The following is a 17346-nucleotide window of genomic DNA, read 5'->3' on the forward strand; positions in this document are numbered from 1 at the left end:
GGGGGTGTTCTCCTCGGCGGAGGCCTTCGCGACCAGGGCGCGGAAGGTCTCTTCGTCCCCGCGGTCCAATGCCTCGATGAGCGGCTGGTTGTTGGCCGCCCACTCCCGGATGAACTTCTCCGTCTCGGCCCTGGACTGGGCATCGATACGGTGCGCGATGTCGTCTTCGACGTCCCTTCGGGACAGGGTGGCGCGGTGCCGGCCGAGGAAGTCCCGAGTCAGGGTGGCGAAGGCCTGCAGCGGCTCGTGCATGGTCGTGCGGTCGCGGCCCTTGAGCGTGCGCAGCAGCCGCTCGGCTTCTTCCAGTGAGGCGGTCAGGGCTGCTTCGGCATCGTGGAAGCCGCGGTCCTCGTGCGCGGCGATCGCGGCATACAGGTTGTGGCGCAGGCGGTTGAAGGCGGCAGGGACGTTGTACAGGTCCCAGATCTTGTGGGACGCCGACTTCAGGGTGATCTCGGCCGCTTCGACCAGGTGGAGCGCCCGGGTCCACTCCCGCTGGTTGGGAAACGGCGCCGGCGGCGCCGGCTGGGGCGACGGCGGCGTCGGGTCGGGTGTGGTGGTCTTCGGAGCCACGACGGGCTGCGGCCCGGTGGACACGGGCTGCTCTGCGACAGCCTCCTGCGCGTGCTCGGCGGGTGCCTGCGGGAGGGTTGTCTCGGCGCCGGGTGTCGCGGTGCGGCGGGCGAGGCCGGTGGCGCGGGCGTCGTTGGAGACGGCTTCCCAGCGCCCGCCGTCCCGGAGCCGGGTGAGGAGGAGGCGGCCCTGGCTGTGAGCGGACAGGACGGCGGGGCTGGCGTCCATGAGACGGCGCAGGAGAGCGTGGGCTGCCAGTGGCTCGTTGTTGAGCAGGTACTTCCCGTCCAGGGAGAGGTCGTCGAGCCGGACGTACTCGCGTCCGTCGTCGGCGCCGCCCGGGTCGGTCTGGGGTTCTGTGGAGTCCTCCCAGCGGGCCAGCGCTTCGGTGCTGGCGAGCGTGGCGTTCCAGCGCTGTTCGTGGAGTGCGGCGAGTCGGTCCAGCCGCTTGAGGTCGGTCGCGGCCGGGTTACGGCCGAGCGCGGTGGTTGCCTGGGCGATGGTCTGCCGCCAAAGGTGCGGCGCCACGATCGCGGCGGCCGGTGTCAGCGGCCTGCCGGCCAGGCGCTGCTGGCGCATCTCGCGGCTCTCATCTTCCAGGCGCTCGACCGCGGCTGCCAGTTTGCGGCCGCCGGATGTGGTGGCCAGGCCGGGGTGGGTCTGGAGCACTGCCGTGAGCGCCTCGGCGAGCAGGCGCTCGGCGATGAAGGTGCCGAGCCGGTCGGTGTAGTGCGGGAAGGTCTCCTGCTCCTCCTGTTCGCCGTCGGTGCCGTCCGCTGCGTCGGAGGTACCGCCTCCCCCGCCTGTGCTTCGGCGGGAGCGGCGGCTGGAGCCGCCTCCTCCCCCGCTGGATCCCACGGCCGCGCCGTCGGCGCCGGCCGTGGCGTAGCTGGGCACGGCACCTTCGGGGCCCGATCCCTTGGAGGGTGCCTCGGATTCGAGTGCGGCCATCAGCTCGGCCAGCTCCGCCTTGGCCTGGGCGAGGTTGTCATCGTCGTGGAACTCGCCGCCGAGGTGGGCTTCGGCGTTCTCGATCTCGCTGAGGGCGTCGGCGCGGGCGTTCCTGGCCAGGGCCAGGTCGTCTTCGAGGTGCGCGAGGCGGTGTTCGAGTGACTGCAGGGTGCCGGAGACGGATCCGGGTTCGCTGCGCAGCTTCCTGGGGTCGACGTCGACGTCCTTGCCGACGCCGAAGTTGAGCTTCAGGTCGAAGAAGTCCAGCCGGGCGAAGACGGGCACACCGCCGAGGACGGCGACTTCGATGGGCAGGTGGTGGGGCTTGCCCTTCAGCTCGTCCATGGCGCCGGTCAGGGCGTAGGCCAGTGCGGAGGCTGCCTCCTTGCGCTTGGTGTAAGTGCGGCCGTCCACGGTGATGTGGAAGTTCTTGTCGCGGGTGGAGCGCCGCGTGCCGGGCGTGGTGCCGTCGCCGATGATGGAGGTGAGCAGGCCGATGTTCATTTCGAGCTGCTCGGCGAGCTGGGTCTGGGTGCGGATGGTGTACCGCAGACCTTCCTGGGCGGCGTTGTGGGCGTGCTTGTCGGCCTCCATGCCGAGGATCTCGTTGGTGAGGGTGCCGACGGCCATCAGGCGCGGGTCGCCGGCGCCGATGCTGACGGCTTCGAGCATGTGCTCGAGGTCGTCCATGGCGATGTCTTCGATGGTGCGGTCGGTGATCTTGCCGCTCATCAGCTGCTGGATGAACTTGGCCTTGCCCAGCACGAGCTGCCACACGTAGGCGTCGAAGGAGTTCTCGGTGACGTAGTTGTAGACGTGGACGGGCCGGCCGAGGTGGTAGTTCAAGTTCTTCTGCCGGACGACGCGGCCGTTGCGCTGATGGAGGTCGACGGGCCGCCACGGGCAGTCCAGGTGGTGCACGGCGATGGCGCGCCGCTGGACGTTGGTTCCGGTTCCCATGGTCTCGGTGCTGCCGATCAGCACGGACACCTTGCCGTTGCGGCAGTCGCGGAAGATCGCGGCCTTCTCACGGTCGCTCTTGGCTTCCTGCATGAAGCGGATGCCGTCGGTGGGCACGCCGCGGGCCGCCAGTTCCATGAACAGGCCGTCATAGACCGTCCACTTGCCCTGCTTGAGGGCCTCCTTCGAGGGGGTGCCGAGGTCGGCGAAAACCAGCTGAAGGCTGCCCGGCAGCTCGTCGGGCACCTCGTCGTCGGGCCCCTGGTAGACGTCGTCCTTGTGCTGGTGGTACAGCTCGGCGATCTTGTCGGCGGCGATGGAGATCTTCGTGACCTCGTCGGGTTCGAGCGCGTAGCCGATCAGCCGCGGGTCGAGCGCGCCCTGCCGCATCCAGGACGCGAGCTTGAGCATGTTGTCCTCGCTCGGGTCCACCGCGCGGGAGCGAATGAGCGACGCCCGCTCCTTGGCCACTTCGGCGATCTCGGCGTGGACGCTGGTGGGCGGGCAGTGCACCATCTGCGGACCGCCGCCGACGACCTCCGGTGTGGGCAGGCCCAGGTCCTCGGCCGTCTTGACGTCGGTGGGCACCCACCAGGCCGTCAGCAGCTCCGGCATGTTCGTGAACCGGGCGAAGCGGGACTTCGTCTGCAGGCCGCCCTCGGGCGCGATCTCGATCTTGGTGTCGACTTCGGCGTGGTTGGCGACCCAGTCGTCGAAGTTGTCCAGCTCCTCGTCTTCGAGGATGTCGGGACGCAGGAGCTTCATCCACACGTACGCCTCGGCGATGGAGTTGACGACCGGGGTGGCCGACGCCCCGGTGATCACGCGGTTCGTCTTGAAGTGACGCCGCATGTACTCGAGCTTCATGTGGAGGTCGGTCGCCCGGATCGACCCGGCGATCGACAGCCCGGCGTTGTTCGAGGGGTTGTACAGGTTCTTGAAGTTGTGGATCTCGTCGACGAACAGGTAGTCGATTCCGAGCTGCTCCCAGGACAGGCCGGAGTCCGCGATCGAGCGCATGCGCTGCTTGAGCGCCTGCTCCCGGACGAGCTTCTTGCCCTCGACCTCCTTGACGGTGTCGTCTTTCTCGGGGTCCTCGCCCGCGGCTATGAGCTTGGCGCGCCGCTTTTGCAGGTCCTCCTCGAACTTGGCCAGCTGGCTGTCGATGTAGTTCTGGTGTTCGCCGGCGGACAGCGGGATGGCCCGCATCACGCCGTAGGTCATGATGACCGCGTCCCAGTCGCCGGTGGCGGCCTTGGCCGCGAACCGCTTCCGCTTGCGCCGGGTGGACAGGTCCTTGGTGGACGCGGTGAGGACCTTCGCGCCCGGGTAGGCCTGGAGAAATTCGCGGGTCCACTGCTCGGCCATGTGGTTGGGCACGACGATCGCGGGCTTGCGTGCCAGACCGAGGCGCCGCAGCTCCATCGCGCCCATGGACATCTCGAGCGTCTTGCCGGCTCCGACCTCGTGGGCGAGCAGAGCCGCCGGCTCGTTCAGGATCCGGGCCACCGCGGCGCGCTGGTGCTGGCGGGGTGTGAACGCCGTCGACAGGCCGGGGAACGACATCTCGGGGACGTCGTCGTAGTTGCGCAGGACGATCGAGTTGAAGCGCTGGTTGTAGAGCGAGGCGAGGGACTCGGCGCGCTCGGGGTCCTTCCACAGCCAGGCGCGGAATGCGTCGTTGAGCCTGCCGGCCTGCTTGTTCGCGATGGTGGTCGCGGTCATCGCCTCGGCCCGGAGCTTGGCCTTCTCCGCGCGGGTGGCCTCTTCGGGGAAGTTCGGGACGATGCGTATGGGGCGCTGGTTGAGCAGGGCGGTCGCGATCTGGACCGCGTTCATCTCCTCGGTGCCCCACACCTTGGTGGTCATCACGGTCTTCTCGCGGCTGCTGGACAGCGTCCACGTGGACCCGGCAGCCCGCTCGACCTTGATCGACTCGTCGCGCAGGGTGTCGCGCAGGAACTCCTGGACGTAGACCGCGTCGACCCAGGGGGCGCCGAGCTTGACGCGGATCTCATGGGGCGGGATGTCGGCGGGCTGCACGCGGGTGAGCTCGTCGACGTTGACCTGGAAGCGGGGGTCGATGTCGGCGGCGTCCCTGGCCAGGATCAGCTTGGTGCGGACGTTGCCCGAGAGGTAGTCGGCGGCAAGGACGAGCCGCCGGGTGTGCGGTTCCTCGAAGACGGTGGTGCCCAGCGCGTAGCGGGCCTGGTCGGGGCCTTCGAGGTCGAGAAGGCGTGCGACGACGTCGAGGCGGATCTCACCGTGCAGGTCGAGGCTGATCGCCGCGGCTTCGCCCGGGGTGTCGGCCCGCTCAGGAATCTGGCGGGGTGCGGCCACGCGCTGGGTGAAGATTTCCATCTTCCGCGCGGTGCCGGTCTCCTCGTCGAACTCCTCCAGGGCGTAGACGAGGGCGGAGTGCGGGTCGTCGGCGAAGCCGCCCTGCTTCGGCGGCACCTGCGCCCACACCCTGAGCTTGCCGGTGTCCTTGAGCTCGTCGCGTACGCGGCGCAGTTCGGCCAGCGGCTCGCGCAGGGTGGCGGGAGCCTTCTCGGGGTCCCACTTGAGCAGGACCTCAAGGTCGTCGTCGGCCTGGACACCGTCGCCGAGGTTGTCGATGACGGCCTGCTGGTTTGACCCCAGGCGCCCGGAAACGTCGAGGGCGGCGTCCATGAGCTGCTCGGACAGCTCTTCGGGCAGGTCTTCCCAGGTGGGCTTGCGCGTGCGTTCCTGGCGGGTGAAGCGGCTGACCGGCCCGTACCTACCGACGTACGCGTCGTAGTGCACGTTGAGCTGAGAGCGGAGGAACGTCAGCCAGCCCTCGTCGGTGTCGGGGGTGGTCTCGGCATCGAGCAGAGCGGAAACAGCGTCGCGGATCTCCAGCAGCGCCGTGAGTTCCTCTGCCTGGGTCTTGGGGCAGGCGTGGGGCTCGCTGTCCTGGATGCGGGCCGACCAGAAGGAACCGTCCGGCAGCGGGACGATCCGACCGTCGAAGCGCTCGGCGTCCTTGCCGAACAGCTCGTAGGCGTCGGGCCCTCTTACCTCTTCCTCGCGCCGGACCGGGTTGTCCGTCATGACGAGGCCGGCCTCAACCGCGGCCGCGATCTCCCTGCTGAGGGCCCGCTCCAGCGCTGCAGCTGTGTCACCCCCGCTGGCTGCGACCTCCGGCCGGTGCTTGCCGCCCCGGGCCCGGCCCGGCTGCAGCGTCCCGAGCACGTTCTGCGGGTGGGCCAGGAAGTAGGCGTTGACGTCCATCGACTTGCCGTCGACGGTCTGCTCCTGGGTCTTGGCGAAGGCCGCGCCCTGCTTCTTGTGGGAGGGGGCCTTGCGCCGGAACACGAGCAGGTCCGTGGCGACGTCGGTGCCGGCGGCCGCGGCGTGCGCCCCGTTGGGCAACCGGATCGCGCAAACCAGGTCCGCGAGCTCGGCCATCTCCGCGCGGGCGGCCTTCGAGGACTTGTCCATGGTGCCGGTGGACGTGATGATCGCCGTCAGTCCCCCGACCCGCACGGCCTCCAGGGCCTTGATGATGAAGTGGTCGTGCATGGGGAAGTTCCCCGGGTTGTGGCGGGGGTCCGTCAGCCGCGCGGCGTGGAAGGGGACGTTGCCGACGGCCGCGTCGTACTCCCCCGGCTTGATCCGGGTCTTCTCGAAGCCCTCGTTGCGGATCCGCGCCTGCGGGTACAGGGCCTGGCTGATGGCCGCGGTCACGGAGTCCAGCTCGACGCCCGTCATCTCGGCGCCGTCGGGAGCCATGCCGATGAATACGCCGACCCCGCTGCCGGGCTCCAGTACGCGCCCGCTCTTAAAGCCGAGAGCCTGCAACGCCCGCCAGACGATCTGCACGAACGCCGCGTCGGTGTAGTGGGCGTTCAGAGTCGTCCGCCTGGCCTGGGCGTACTCCGCCTCGCTCAGGAGCTCCAGCAGCTCAGCCTGAGCCGCCTCGTACTGGGCACGGCGGCTCTTGGTGCGCTCCTTGGACGGGTCGAAGACGTTGGGCAGCGCCCCCCACGACGACCACCGCGCGAGCGTGCGGCGCTCATCCTCGGTCGCCGCCCGGTCCTCGGCCTGGAGCACCCGCAGGACCCGCAGGGCAACAAGGTTCGCCTCCAGGCGGGCCATCGGCGCAGCGGGAGCAAGGTCGTTCTGGCTCTCGGGGCGGAACGCGCCCTGGTCGGCCGCCACTACAGCAGCCCCTCGGCGCGCAGAACCTCATCCGACAGGCCTGCCAACTGCAAGAGGCGAGGCACCGCCCCCGCCCGAAGCCGCTGACGCTCCTCAGCGGTGAAGTCTGCAGCCCGGCTCCGGCCACCGATCAGCTCCAGCAGGTGGAACTCGCGCCACTGCTCCTCAGCCGCCTCCTCGGGAGACAGGAACGGGTCGTCGCCCAGGTCCTCGTCGTCCTCGGCCGGCAGGAGCACGAGCTCGCGAAGGACCTCCCCCTCCACCTCCAGTCGCGACTGCTGGAGTCGCCCCACCCGCTCCAGGTAGGACTCCCTCAGCGACGCCGGCGGCACCGCCACACGCTCGCCTGACCAGCGAGCCTGTACCTCGAGCTGGACGTCCACACCGAGCTCGGTGAAGAACTCCTCAGGATCGGCGAGACCGGCAACACTCTGAGGCCGGTGCTCCCGCCAGTGCTGCTCCGCGATCCGTCCGTACTGATTCACTCCACCGCTCCCCACATTCCATGGGCAGCGCAGGACGATCAGAGGTCGTGCGTAATCCTTTCTGCGCTACCAGAGCCGATGGTTTGAGGTGCCGAGGGTCCAGAACGGACTTGAGCAAATCCGTTCCGCGGAGCGGGAGCGGAAGGCTGGCAAAGTTGGAAGTGGTCCCCCGCTGCGGGAAAGCGATGAGGTCGTTGCCTGTCATAGCGAGAGTCAGGACTCGCGTCGAAGACGGGCAGGTCAATGCAGACGTCTGTCTCCACCTTGGTCTTGGCAGTCGGCCAGCTCAAGGTCGTGGATATCCCAGGGGCGCTGCCCCTGGACCCCGCCAGGGGCAAGCGGCCCCTGGACCCGCACCCCGGGGGCCAGCCCCCGACCCCGGTAGGGGGCGTCGCCCCCTACACCCCCTACCGGGGGCCTACTCGCCCCCCAGACCCCCAGCGCCAGGCGCTTTGGCGCCCTGGACCCGCCCCCCATCACGCCCTGCGCTTACCTCCCTAACGGTCGGACGCGCACCCCTCGGGCGCAGGGCGCCCTCAGTGGGCATGATGGCCATGAAGCGTGGACGCGGCCTCCCCGCCCTGTACGAGGACGCCGGCTGCACAGTCGTGGAGTGATCCGGTGGGTGCCTGCTGGGTGCATCAATGCGCCGAGACGGCACAGCACGCCGAGGCACTTGAGGGTTGTATAGCTATTGCACGAGAGAAGGGGGTTCGTGGGGCCCAGCTTCTGCACTTAGCGTGTCCGTGCCTCCCCGGCCACTGACAGCAGCGAATTGGGCAGGGTCCGCGGGAAGTAGGGCGCCACCTCGCCAGGCGACTCACCTCGTGTGCAGAGACGCCCTGTTTTCGGGGCTGGAAGCTCAGGTTTGGTGAGGAAGACTGCACGGCCCCAAGGGGGTGAGGGCCCCAGGCCCTCGATTCCGCGCGCCTCTTTTATAAGAGACGCGAACCGCCGCAGCCCTCTGACCTGCGGTTTTCCGAGGTCGCGCATGGCCTGGCCGACACACTTGGGGGTCCGAAGTGTTAACGCGCTCAGCACACTTCGCGCAAGACTTCGGCTGAGGACAAGTTTTGAACGCCCATCACACGGATCGGGAACCTGCAGGTCAAACGTGCGCACCCTCACCGCCAGCATCCCGGTAGACGCAGACAGCTTGACGCAGTGTGTGCGCTCTGGCGCTACAGAAACTTCGGCTCATTCGAAGTTACGGCCTCGAGATCCTCGCAGAATTTTGATGAGTCGAAGTCATCGAGCCGGAGTGCTCAGACGGCGGTGCCGGACCAGCTCGACCTGTCCAGGACTTCGGCTCAACCGAAGTTTTGGACGAGCGAAAATCAACACGCGAACCGGCCCCAAAACTTCGGCTGAGCCGAAGTCCTGAGCTAAGCTCAGGCGCGCTTGAGTAACAAGGAGGTACAAGTGACGCCTGAACCGCCGACGCGTCGACCGCGTCGGCCCGTGGACACCCCCACCGAGCCGTCGAGTAGCGATGACTTTCTCCTTGAGGACGTCATGGCGACGCTGGCCATCAAGATGGGCCAGGTCTCGAGCATCGCGACGCCGGCACCCAGGAGGGCCAGCAGTCGGTCGCCACGCAAGGTGAAGCAGATCCGTATCGACTACGAGGACCAGCCCACCACCACCCACGACATGGCGGGCGGCGACGGCTACAGCCTCGCAAGCAACTGGTTCACCTCGAAGCTCGCCCAGCTGATCATCGCCAACCGCATCACCAGGTCCCAAGTTGCCGTGTTCCTGTACGTTGCCAGCGGCCAGAAGCGCGGAACGGGCGTAGCCTCCTTCACTCAGCAGGAGATCACCGACGCTCTCAACGAGGAGGTCAGCAAGCAACCTGGTGGCAAGCCGATCACCCGCCCAACCGTCAACCGAGCAGTCAAGTCGCTGTGCGAATATGGCTGGCTGGAGACCGCAGGATATGGACGCATCCAGCTCAACGTGCGCCTCTGGTTCTCGGGTAATAGCGACGCCCAACGGGATGTTCTGGAGCAGATCGCCGCAGATCACGACAACGACCCCGACGGCTTCCCGTACCGGATCGGCCCTGGCAACCTTTCGCACCAGGAGACCTTCGACTTCCCAGACCTCGACACCCGCCCGACGAAACGAGACGTTGCCGGGTGATACCCAACCGAAGAGAACTACGACGTGATCGAGGAGATACCGACTGATGGCAATCCCCGTCCTCTCCCCGCTCGTGAGCGAACGGATCTGGGCCCTTCCCATCGGCGCCGCCGCGGTCAAGTTCCTCCACTACCTGGTCTACCGGAGCGAGTTCGGGGGCGCCCTACCTGTTCCTCAGAAACAGATGGCCATCGAGTACAAGGTCGTCCCGTCGACGGTGAGCACCATGTTGGAGCAGCTCGTCGAGCTGAACATCGTCCTGCGCGCACCTGGCGGGGTTGGTAAGAAGGGCAACACCTACTGTCTCCATCCCCTCGCAGCCAAGTATGAGAGCTCGGAGGCCATGGAGGCTGGTTGGCGGCAGGCCCTTCTGGACATGAAGGCCGGCCGGCTCGTCGGCCTCAACCTGCCCGAGTACCAGACGGTCCCCCCGGCTGAGGGCAGCCCCGATCTGCGGGTCGCCTAGACCAGAACAAAGAACGCCCCGCCGGCAACCGGCGGGGCGTTCGCGCTTGAGTAACAACGTGAGCTCCAGTATACGGCGCGCACCCAGGTCTGCCCAGCGCACGCTGTGCCCCAGTCCGTCCCCCGCCAACTACCGAGCGAGCCGCTACAGCACTCTCCTCGTTGCCGGGTCGAGAGACGGAGCTCTACCCGCCTGGGTGCTCCGCGTGAGCTCGTAGGCAGCGATGTCCCCCTCCCGAACGATCGGGGAGGGGGACATCCCTGCGAGCTCACGTCCATTGGGGGATCCCAGCCTCGGGCCGCTGTTGCCGTCGCTAGCCGTGGAGTGCAGCGGCGCTGGACTGCGCCGTTGATCCGCGAGCAGTTCGGCAAGCCGAGACCGGGCTGCCTAGCTCTTGGGTCGTCTTGCCCGCTTGGCTGCAGGCAGGAAGTCATCGAGGACCGCGTTGACGAATTGGGACCGATCCTTGAAGTAGGCCGGCCACACGCCATCGAGCTTTTCGAGCTGCCCGAAGGTCGGTCGCCACGAGAGCTGGTCCGTCTTGCGGCGCTCTCGCGAGGTGCGCCGACCAGGGGCGTGGATCGCGAGGAAGTCCTCAGGGTCGTCCGCCGGGGCCTCATTGAGCTCCGCCAGCCGGTTGGTCCGGACGGCCGCGTTGATGGCCTGGAAGACGACCACAGTGTTGGACGGCTCGGACCCAGTCCTGACCTTCTGGTCCAGCTGGTACGCGTGGAAGCGTTCCACAACGCTCACTTCGACGACTGAGGTCACCTGCGTGAAACGATCGTCGGCCGCTGTCGGATCCGTGGTCGCTGCCTCGGCGCGTGCTGTGGGTGTCGGCGCAGGTTCGGCCGTGCGCGGCTGCGGGGGTGCCGCAGCCGGTGTGGGAGCGGGTCGAGCAGCAGGGGGCGGGGGTGCGGCACCGGCCGGCGCCGGAGGCCCAGCGGTAGCCGCTGCAGTCCCGCTACGCGACGCACCCAATGCACTCGAAGCGAGGGCAGCGAGGTCAGCGTCGTCCTCCGGGAGCCCTCCCCGCTTGTTGCTCTCCTGCTGTGCAGTCACTGCTGCGCACCTCCGGTGTTATTCGCCTTGGTCATCGCCGACAGAACCTCCATGGCGAGCGAGCGGTAGTCCTTCGCCAGGTTGGTCACGGATTGCATGACGGAAGGGTCGACGCCGCGGTCTGTCCGCGTGGCCAGTTCTTGCGGAACCAGCCCGTTAGTCCGGCAAGCAACCGCAGCCGCTTCTACGTGCCGAATCGCAGTTGAGAATACCTCTGCGATGCCCCGAAGATCACCTTCGAAGAACTCGCGAATGTTCCCGAGGACCTTCTTCGCGCTGGAGTTGACGCCGAAGAGTGCAACGCCAAGGAGAGTGATGGAGGGGTTATGTACCCTCGCCCGCAGCATACGCCGGGCCACGGTCCTAAGGCCCTTGCGAGAGCTGGGGTCACTCTTGGCGGGGATTATCACCATGTCCCCCGCAGTGAGCGCCTGTAGCTGGAGAGTCTCATACCCGGGGGCGACGTCCAGGATGACCAGATCGAACTCGTCGTCGAGGTCTTCGAGGGCAGCTGCGTACATGCCCATCCATGCGTCCCTGGCGAGGGGGTCCTCGTTGTCGCGGTAGGCCCGCTTCTGGATGTACAGCTCCTCGACGATCTCTTCCAGAAGATCGCCGCCGGGAATCACGTACAGGTTCTCGCGCACCTCGCCGGTCGGTACCAGGCGCTTGCCGTTGAGGATCGCGTCAACCTGCGCCTGGCCGTTGTCGAAGAAGTCGGTGCCAAGGAAACCGAGATCCTCCGCGTTGTTCCCCTGCGGATCCAGCTCGACGAGGGCAACCTTACGCCCGATAGCCGCGCAAGTGACGGCGAGAGCGGCAGCCAGACTCGACTTCCCCACACCCCCCTTGCCGTTAATGATGACCAAACGCTTGCGAGGGCGTGCAGTTGACGGCCCAGCAGCGAGCCGACGCTGCAAGGCGTTCCAGGCCGGACCAATGTCCGCGATCTCAAGTGTCGTCGTTGCCATCTCCGAATCCTCCTCTTCTCATGAGACGTGACGTGTTATCAACGGCCCGCACCAGATCACGCGAGGATCTATTGTGCACGCCGCATGAGACACCTGATCGCCGAGCTGCAGGCGCGAGCAGACGCAGGGTCAACCACAAGGGAGGAGAGTACACGTTGCGTCAAGCTGCACGCGGTAGGAGGTGGAAGGTCGCACCGCGTGTCACGTCTCGGGGGCAGGCGAATCGAGCCTGAGATCCCGCTCGGAAACGACACGACAGCCGTGGAAGTCAGCCATCGGCCCTAGCGAACCGTAGTGCACGGGGTCTAGCGCACTAGACGTTAGATAGCCTAGTGCTTGACTAGTCTTTTACTCGCTCTGAAGTTCAAAAGGTGCCTCTGACCTGCAATAACAGTAGCATCGCCTGCGCATCTCGCGTCGAACCGGCCGGTGACATCTTGATGTCAATTGGAGCGAAAGAAGGCTAGGTGAGCGCGATCTACAGTCGCCTGGTGAGCGGCGATCGAAGGCTCTCACCTCGGCTTCGACCTGAGGCGCGATGACCAAGTTGATCACCTGTGGATGGCCGATGCAGGTGAACCAGATCCCGAATTGGGGCTGCTTGAGCAGGCTGGTGGATCCGCTACTGCCGGGCGGGCCGTAAGCCGGGATGGCGAGTGGAGAGCCCTTGTAGCAGTGTCACTCAGACGAAATGTGCCAACTGGCAGGGCCGCTGGCGCGTCTGGATGAAGAGTGTCTACGGTCTAGCGGAACCGCTGCTGCTCCATGGACGCCTTCGCGGACACTGCTGCGAGAAAGCCAGAGCATGCGTTGGGAGTACCCAGTCCGACCGTGGCATACCCGGCGTGGATTCGTCAGTCGGCAGGCTGGTCAAACGTGTAGACCGAGCCGCCCAGCGAGCCGAGGGGTCTTCCTAGGGAGGGTCCAACCGCACAGTAGTGCGCGGCTCCCCAGCGCGCACCGGCATCGCGTGGCCGAAGTAGGCAGGTGAGTGCGCCCTCCAGTTGAAGTGCGAAACTGGCAGCCCATGGGATGCTGGCTCCGGCCGGTGACGTCCGGCGTAAGAGGGCCCGGAGAGCGTGATCACAAGGCGCATTGCGTTCGATTCTTTGCTCCAAGACGCGGAGGGCAGCCCCGCCTCCGACCCTACCTGTGCTTCAGAGCAATGATCGGTCTGGCCTCCGCGGACGGGTCGACTGATGCGTTCACTCGTGATGGAGCAAGTCTCCGCGACTCTCGATGCCTCGGCGGCAAGCTGGCCAGCTCGTTGCATTTGGGTTGCATCCTGCGAACCCGCTTGCCCTCTGCCCGTCAAGGGCTCACGGCAGCCTCTCCCCCGTCTCCATTGACCAGACCAACCGGAGTGAACTCGCTGGCCCTTTCCATCGGCTTCCTGCAGCGCCAGGTCTAGCCGGCGCCAACGCGCAGTCGCACCAGAGATTCACTGTCCCCCTTGATTCGGTCAGTGCCCTCGGTGTCCGGCCATGTCACGCGCAAGGCCGACCGGAGAGCTCGGACTGCTTCCACTCGAAGTCTGACGGACTGCGCAGTTGAGAGGCAGTGGGATTCAGGAGCCCGATGAGCTTCCACCAGGCGGCAACAAGCCGTCCCGCCGGCGGCAAGGCTGGCTCCCCGGTGCCTCGGTTGCCTCGCTGTGGGGTGTGCCTGATCCCTATGCGCCAGGCCCTTGTGACCGGAGGCGTACTCGCCTGGCGGTCACTCAACTGGGCGTACTGGCACCGTGTGTGAACTTCTGCGTGCGACCCAGCAGAGCACAAGCGGCACGCACGAACGAGGCAAACGGGGCATAACGGAAGCCATCGCAAGCCGCTGACCTGCGGTTTTGCGGAATCTCCCGCGAGAGGGGCTAGCGCCTGGAGGCTGGTGTGATCGGATCTTCTTGCGGAGTTAGGCGCTTAGACGGCTGCTCAGGCGTTTCCGTGGGGTCGTCAGCAGCTGGAGTGGCACCTACGTAAGGGAATCACGTGCCACAGGGTCCTTACGCGGTGCTCAGGTTGCTCCGGCGCCGGTTCCGCATGCCGTCAATGCGAGACGCCAGGCCGCTCGACCGTCCCGACGCTGGTTCTACAACTCATCACGTGCCCCAACTGACGGGTCCACCTGGCCGCGACCGCTACATCGTCACCCACGGACACATGAACGGCTACGCATGATGGAGAACCCACCTCCCGTCCGATGCCACGTACAGGCCGTCCATTACCTCGCCAGTCGAAGGGTCGACGACGACACCATCAGCACGGAGGTACTCGGGCTGTGCTTCAGCGGGATGCGGGTGTCCTCGGCGGGACGTACGTCGTAGCTCAGCGAGGCGCTGCTGCTCGCGGGCCCAGCTCATTCGCTGCACCTCGTGCCCTTGGCGCCGGCGCTCGGATGTGCCGGCCGTGCCCAGGCGGGCCGCCACCTCCGCCCAACTGCCCACAGGCCCTGGTGCAACAGGAGAGGGGGTACCGATGCCTTCGATAGCGTCCGGGGACAGGGTGTAGACCTCGCCCTCCCGGAGGACGAGCCCCAGCTCGGTGAGCTTGTTGAGTTGGCGGTAGGCAGTGGGTCGGGAGACGGAGGCAGTGCCCTGCAGGTCTTGGACGGTCTGCCCTTCCTTCTCGGCGAGGGCAGCGATGACGGCAAGTCCACTTCCTCCCAGTCCGTAGTGGGCGAAGGCGTCGAGGTGCATGAGTTTGGCCGCAGCGTGCGAGTTGATGTCCGCCGCAGTCGCTTCGGGTATCACCGTTGGACCACTCATGACCCCCCCAGCCTTCGGCCCCTGAGGGGTGGTCCAGGCGTGAGACGAAGCAGCAACGTGTGAGATCAGCATCCACCGTGCACCCTCGGTTGCGGAGCCGTGGTCGAGCTGACGCAGCAGCCGTGCGTCCAGGAGCCGCTGATTGCTGTTGCGGGCGGTGGTTCGGCTGCATCCCATCCGCTCGGCGAGCTCGCGTTCTGAGACCGTGTGGTCCCAGCCGCCGGATCGTGTGCAGATCTCCATGCGGGCGATGAGGTTACGGAGGTCGGTCTTGCCGGCGATGCCCTTCCACGGGGTTCGTTCCACGCGGCCGCGGAAGGCGGCGAGGGCGGCGTGGAAGCTCTGCCGGGAGCAGATACGGTCGGTGGACTGTACGTGCTCGCGAGCGCCTTCCCAGGCCCTCCGGACCCACTCGGCGGCCCTGTCGTAGCCGCGGCGGTGTTGGATGCTCCGGGCGTGGTGGCCGGCCTTGTACGGGCCGTCGACGAGGACCTGGACGAAGCTGGCGCGGTCCCAACCGACGCGTACGGCGTCAGCGGCCAGTGCGCGGGTCATGGCCCAGGCGTGGTCGGAGGACGCGGTGTTCTTGCCGCCGCGCTGGCGATTGTTGGGGGAGTAGGCCGAGTCCTGGTCGCCGTGGACCAGGAGCTTGTGCATGCGAGGAGAGAGGGGCGGGAGAGCGGCAAGCAGTCCGGTGCGTTCCTGGGACGAGGGAAGGGCACGGGTGAGACGGAGGCGTGGCTGTGGCGCGTCCAGGTCGCTGCGTACGTCCCTATACGTGTTCTGCTCGTGCCTGGGCTGCGGTGCGATCGAAGGGCTGCGGCGCTGCCTCGTGGCGCTGGCATTCGTGGTCATGCCGCGCTCCCAGTGACCTCGGCAACCGGGCGGAACGACCGGCGGGGTCCGCTGTGGCGCTGCTGGGTCGATGTGCCGAACTGGCCCGTGCGCGCGACAGCCCGACGGACGGGGGCCAAGTCTGGACAATTGGGCAGAGGCGAGTGACAAGCGGCAGCGCGCTGCTGCATCATGAAGGCGATCCGTTCCCCGTGATGATGGAACGTCGAAGCCCCTTGGCGGGGGCTCGTGCTCCGAGGTTGGAGTGATTTCGCCCGGACCCTCTTCTGCGAGGGGCCGGGACTCGTTCGACTGGCAGGTCGAGCGATGACGAGAGGCCTGCTGATGCGGTGGTGGCACACCGCATCAGGCCCAGGGCCGGGCCGCAGTGGCGTGGGTCGCCAGCGGCCGAGCGGGGGAGTGCTAGGTCATGGGCATCTCCTCCCGAGGAGAGCCTGGCCAGAGGCTCCGTGCGGCTGATTCGTGCGGCACATGAGTCCGGTGGAGGCCGCGGCTGCAGGCCTGTCCACCGGCATGCTGTCTCCCGCCCGTTGAGTCGTGGTGAGGGCGCGTCCTCATGCGGCGCGAACAGGTACAGCAGCGTGCCGCGAGATGACGACCGAGGAATCGGTCGCCGCGCGGACGATGTTGTGCATGAGCCGGCCGTAGGCCACGAGGTGAGCACCGTGCGAGTGCTCCGGGGCCAGGACGCTCACGGATGCGACAACGCCAGGCTCGGCGCCGGGAATGGCAGGAGCACCCGGAAGCCGCCTCAGGGCCACCGATACCAGGGACCAGCCGGGAATCGACGAGGACGAGTGCGCCATCTGCATCGCCCGGATTCGGCGCAGGTCCTCCCGCACCGGCGCGTCGCTGGCCACGAGGTTGGCCAGCATGACCAGCCCCGGGGCGTCCAGGTCGAGAGGCGCCTGGCGCAGTTCGTCCACCGCGCCGGAGGCCATTGCGAGCTCGCGGCGGAAGGGAAGGCTCGTCGCGCCGGCGGCTCCGATGCACAGGCGTTCGCCTGTCACGGGGGAGTAGGTGTGAAGAAGCACCACCTGGTCGGTGCGGTGGTGCAGTGCGTCCAGGAGTTGCTGGGCGTCCAGCAAGGGCGTCGCGCTCGGGTGCAGCAGCCCCGAGGCCCTGGAGATGGCGGTCGTCGTCTCGCGGAGTTCGTAGTAGCCACGCCGCGACCGCGTGGCAAGGCCGGCGTCGACGAGCTGGTCCAGGCGCCGGTGGACCGCCGCATCGCCCAGTCCGGTGCGCGCGGCGATCGTTCGGAACTTGTGGATGCCGGGGCCCAGGTTCAGGAGCGCGTTGAGGACCGCGAACGTGCGGTCCCGGTTGGCGCGGGCGCCGGTCGTGTCGATACGAGTGTCCACTGGTCCTCCCGGGTAGTGCCGAATCAGCACGTCAGCCGGGGCAGTTGGTGCTGGTGGTCTATCGCATGATCTCTACCTGGCGCATCAGGCGTTGGCCAGGAAAACCCCCTTCCTGGAAGAGGCTCTTCCTGTCACGGTTCGTAATCACAGGTGCGTGGCATGGGACTAAACGCGTGGAATTCGATCAAATGTCACTGCATTCCGTAGCGTCTCGGACGCAAAACCTTCACGCCCCGATTTTGGCGATTGTCGATAGATCGTCGTGAACGGCGGCACCTGGACTCTCGCGCAGCGCACCCAACGGAAGGTGCGGAACGGATACTTCTGACATACGGGGTGCCGCCAGGGGCGGCCTGAGCCAGCAGGTCGCCTCGCTCTGGCCGGCTCGGGCGATCGGCCGGACTCACGAGCCGTACCGGCCAGCGGGGCTGCTGGACTGGCGTGTGCCGGAAATGATCACCGTCACTGGGCGCGGGACGGCTACGGTGTGAGCCCGTGCAGCGGTATGAGCATGTCCGACCGTGCGCCAGTCCTGCTGACTCTGTGTACGCGGGCGGGTGGAAGGACTCCG

At 67.2% G+C, this 17346-nt stretch carries 8 protein-coding genes (1 of these 8 only partly in view); 2 read left to right on the forward strand and 6 right to left on the reverse strand.

The window, feature by feature from the left end; all coding sequences use genetic code 11:
- Positions 1-6669, reverse strand: partial view of a UvrD-helicase domain-containing protein gene (locus tag ACFWP3_RS09825; RefSeq protein ID WP_384218201.1) — the beginning only. It extends 20412 nt beyond the left edge of the window; 6669 of the gene's 27081 nt are visible here — the first part of the coding sequence; its start codon is at positions 6667-6669; the stop codon falls past the left edge of the window.
- The gene (locus tag ACFWP3_RS09830) at positions 6669-7154 is read right to left on the reverse strand and encodes a hypothetical protein (protein ID WP_384218203.1); all 486 of its coding nucleotides are present in this window, start codon (positions 7152-7154) and stop codon (positions 6669-6671) included. Before ACFWP3_RS09830 ends, ACFWP3_RS09825 begins: the two co-directional genes overlap by 1 nt.
- A 1461-nt stretch (positions 7155-8615) precedes the next feature.
- Here ACFWP3_RS09830 and ACFWP3_RS09835 point away from each other — a divergent pair.
- Both ACFWP3_RS09835 and ACFWP3_RS09840 read left to right on the forward strand, forming a co-directional pair.
- Entirely contained in the window at positions 8616-9299 is a 684-nt protein-coding gene (locus tag ACFWP3_RS09835; RefSeq protein ID WP_384218206.1) for a helix-turn-helix domain-containing protein, read from the forward strand.
- Positions 9300-9345: 46 nt separating this feature from the next.
- The gene (locus ACFWP3_RS09840) at positions 9346-9765 is read left to right on the forward strand and encodes a hypothetical protein (protein WP_384218208.1); all 420 of its coding nucleotides are present in this window, start codon (positions 9346-9348) and stop codon (positions 9763-9765) included.
- A 387-nt stretch (positions 9766-10152) separates the two neighbouring features.
- Here the strand turns inward: ACFWP3_RS09840 and ACFWP3_RS09845 are convergent, their stop codons facing one another.
- From ACFWP3_RS09845 to ACFWP3_RS09860, 4 genes are all read right to left on the reverse strand, one after another.
- Complete coding sequence (locus ACFWP3_RS09845; RefSeq protein WP_384218211.1) at positions 10153-10518, reverse strand: hypothetical protein; 366 nt, start codon at positions 10516-10518, stop codon at positions 10153-10155.
- A gap of 305 nt (positions 10519-10823) precedes the next feature.
- Complete coding sequence (locus ACFWP3_RS09850; protein WP_384218213.1) at positions 10824-11798, reverse strand: ParA family protein; 975 nt, start codon at positions 11796-11798, stop codon at positions 10824-10826.
- Between the two features lie 2164 nt (positions 11799-13962).
- On the reverse strand, positions 13963-15216 hold the full coding sequence (locus ACFWP3_RS09855) for a helix-turn-helix domain-containing protein (RefSeq protein ID WP_384218216.1): 1254 nt from the start codon (positions 15214-15216) through the stop codon (positions 13963-13965).
- Positions 15217-15968: 752 nt separating this feature from the next.
- Complete coding sequence (locus tag ACFWP3_RS09860) at positions 15969-16775, reverse strand: helix-turn-helix domain-containing protein (protein ID WP_384218218.1); 807 nt, start codon at positions 16773-16775, stop codon at positions 15969-15971.
- Between the last annotated feature and the right edge of the window lie 571 nt (positions 16776-17346).

The organism is Streptomyces sp. NPDC058525, assembly GCF_042719495.1.
In the GTDB taxonomy this organism is placed as follows: domain Bacteria; phylum Actinomycetota; class Actinomycetes; order Streptomycetales; family Streptomycetaceae; genus Streptomyces.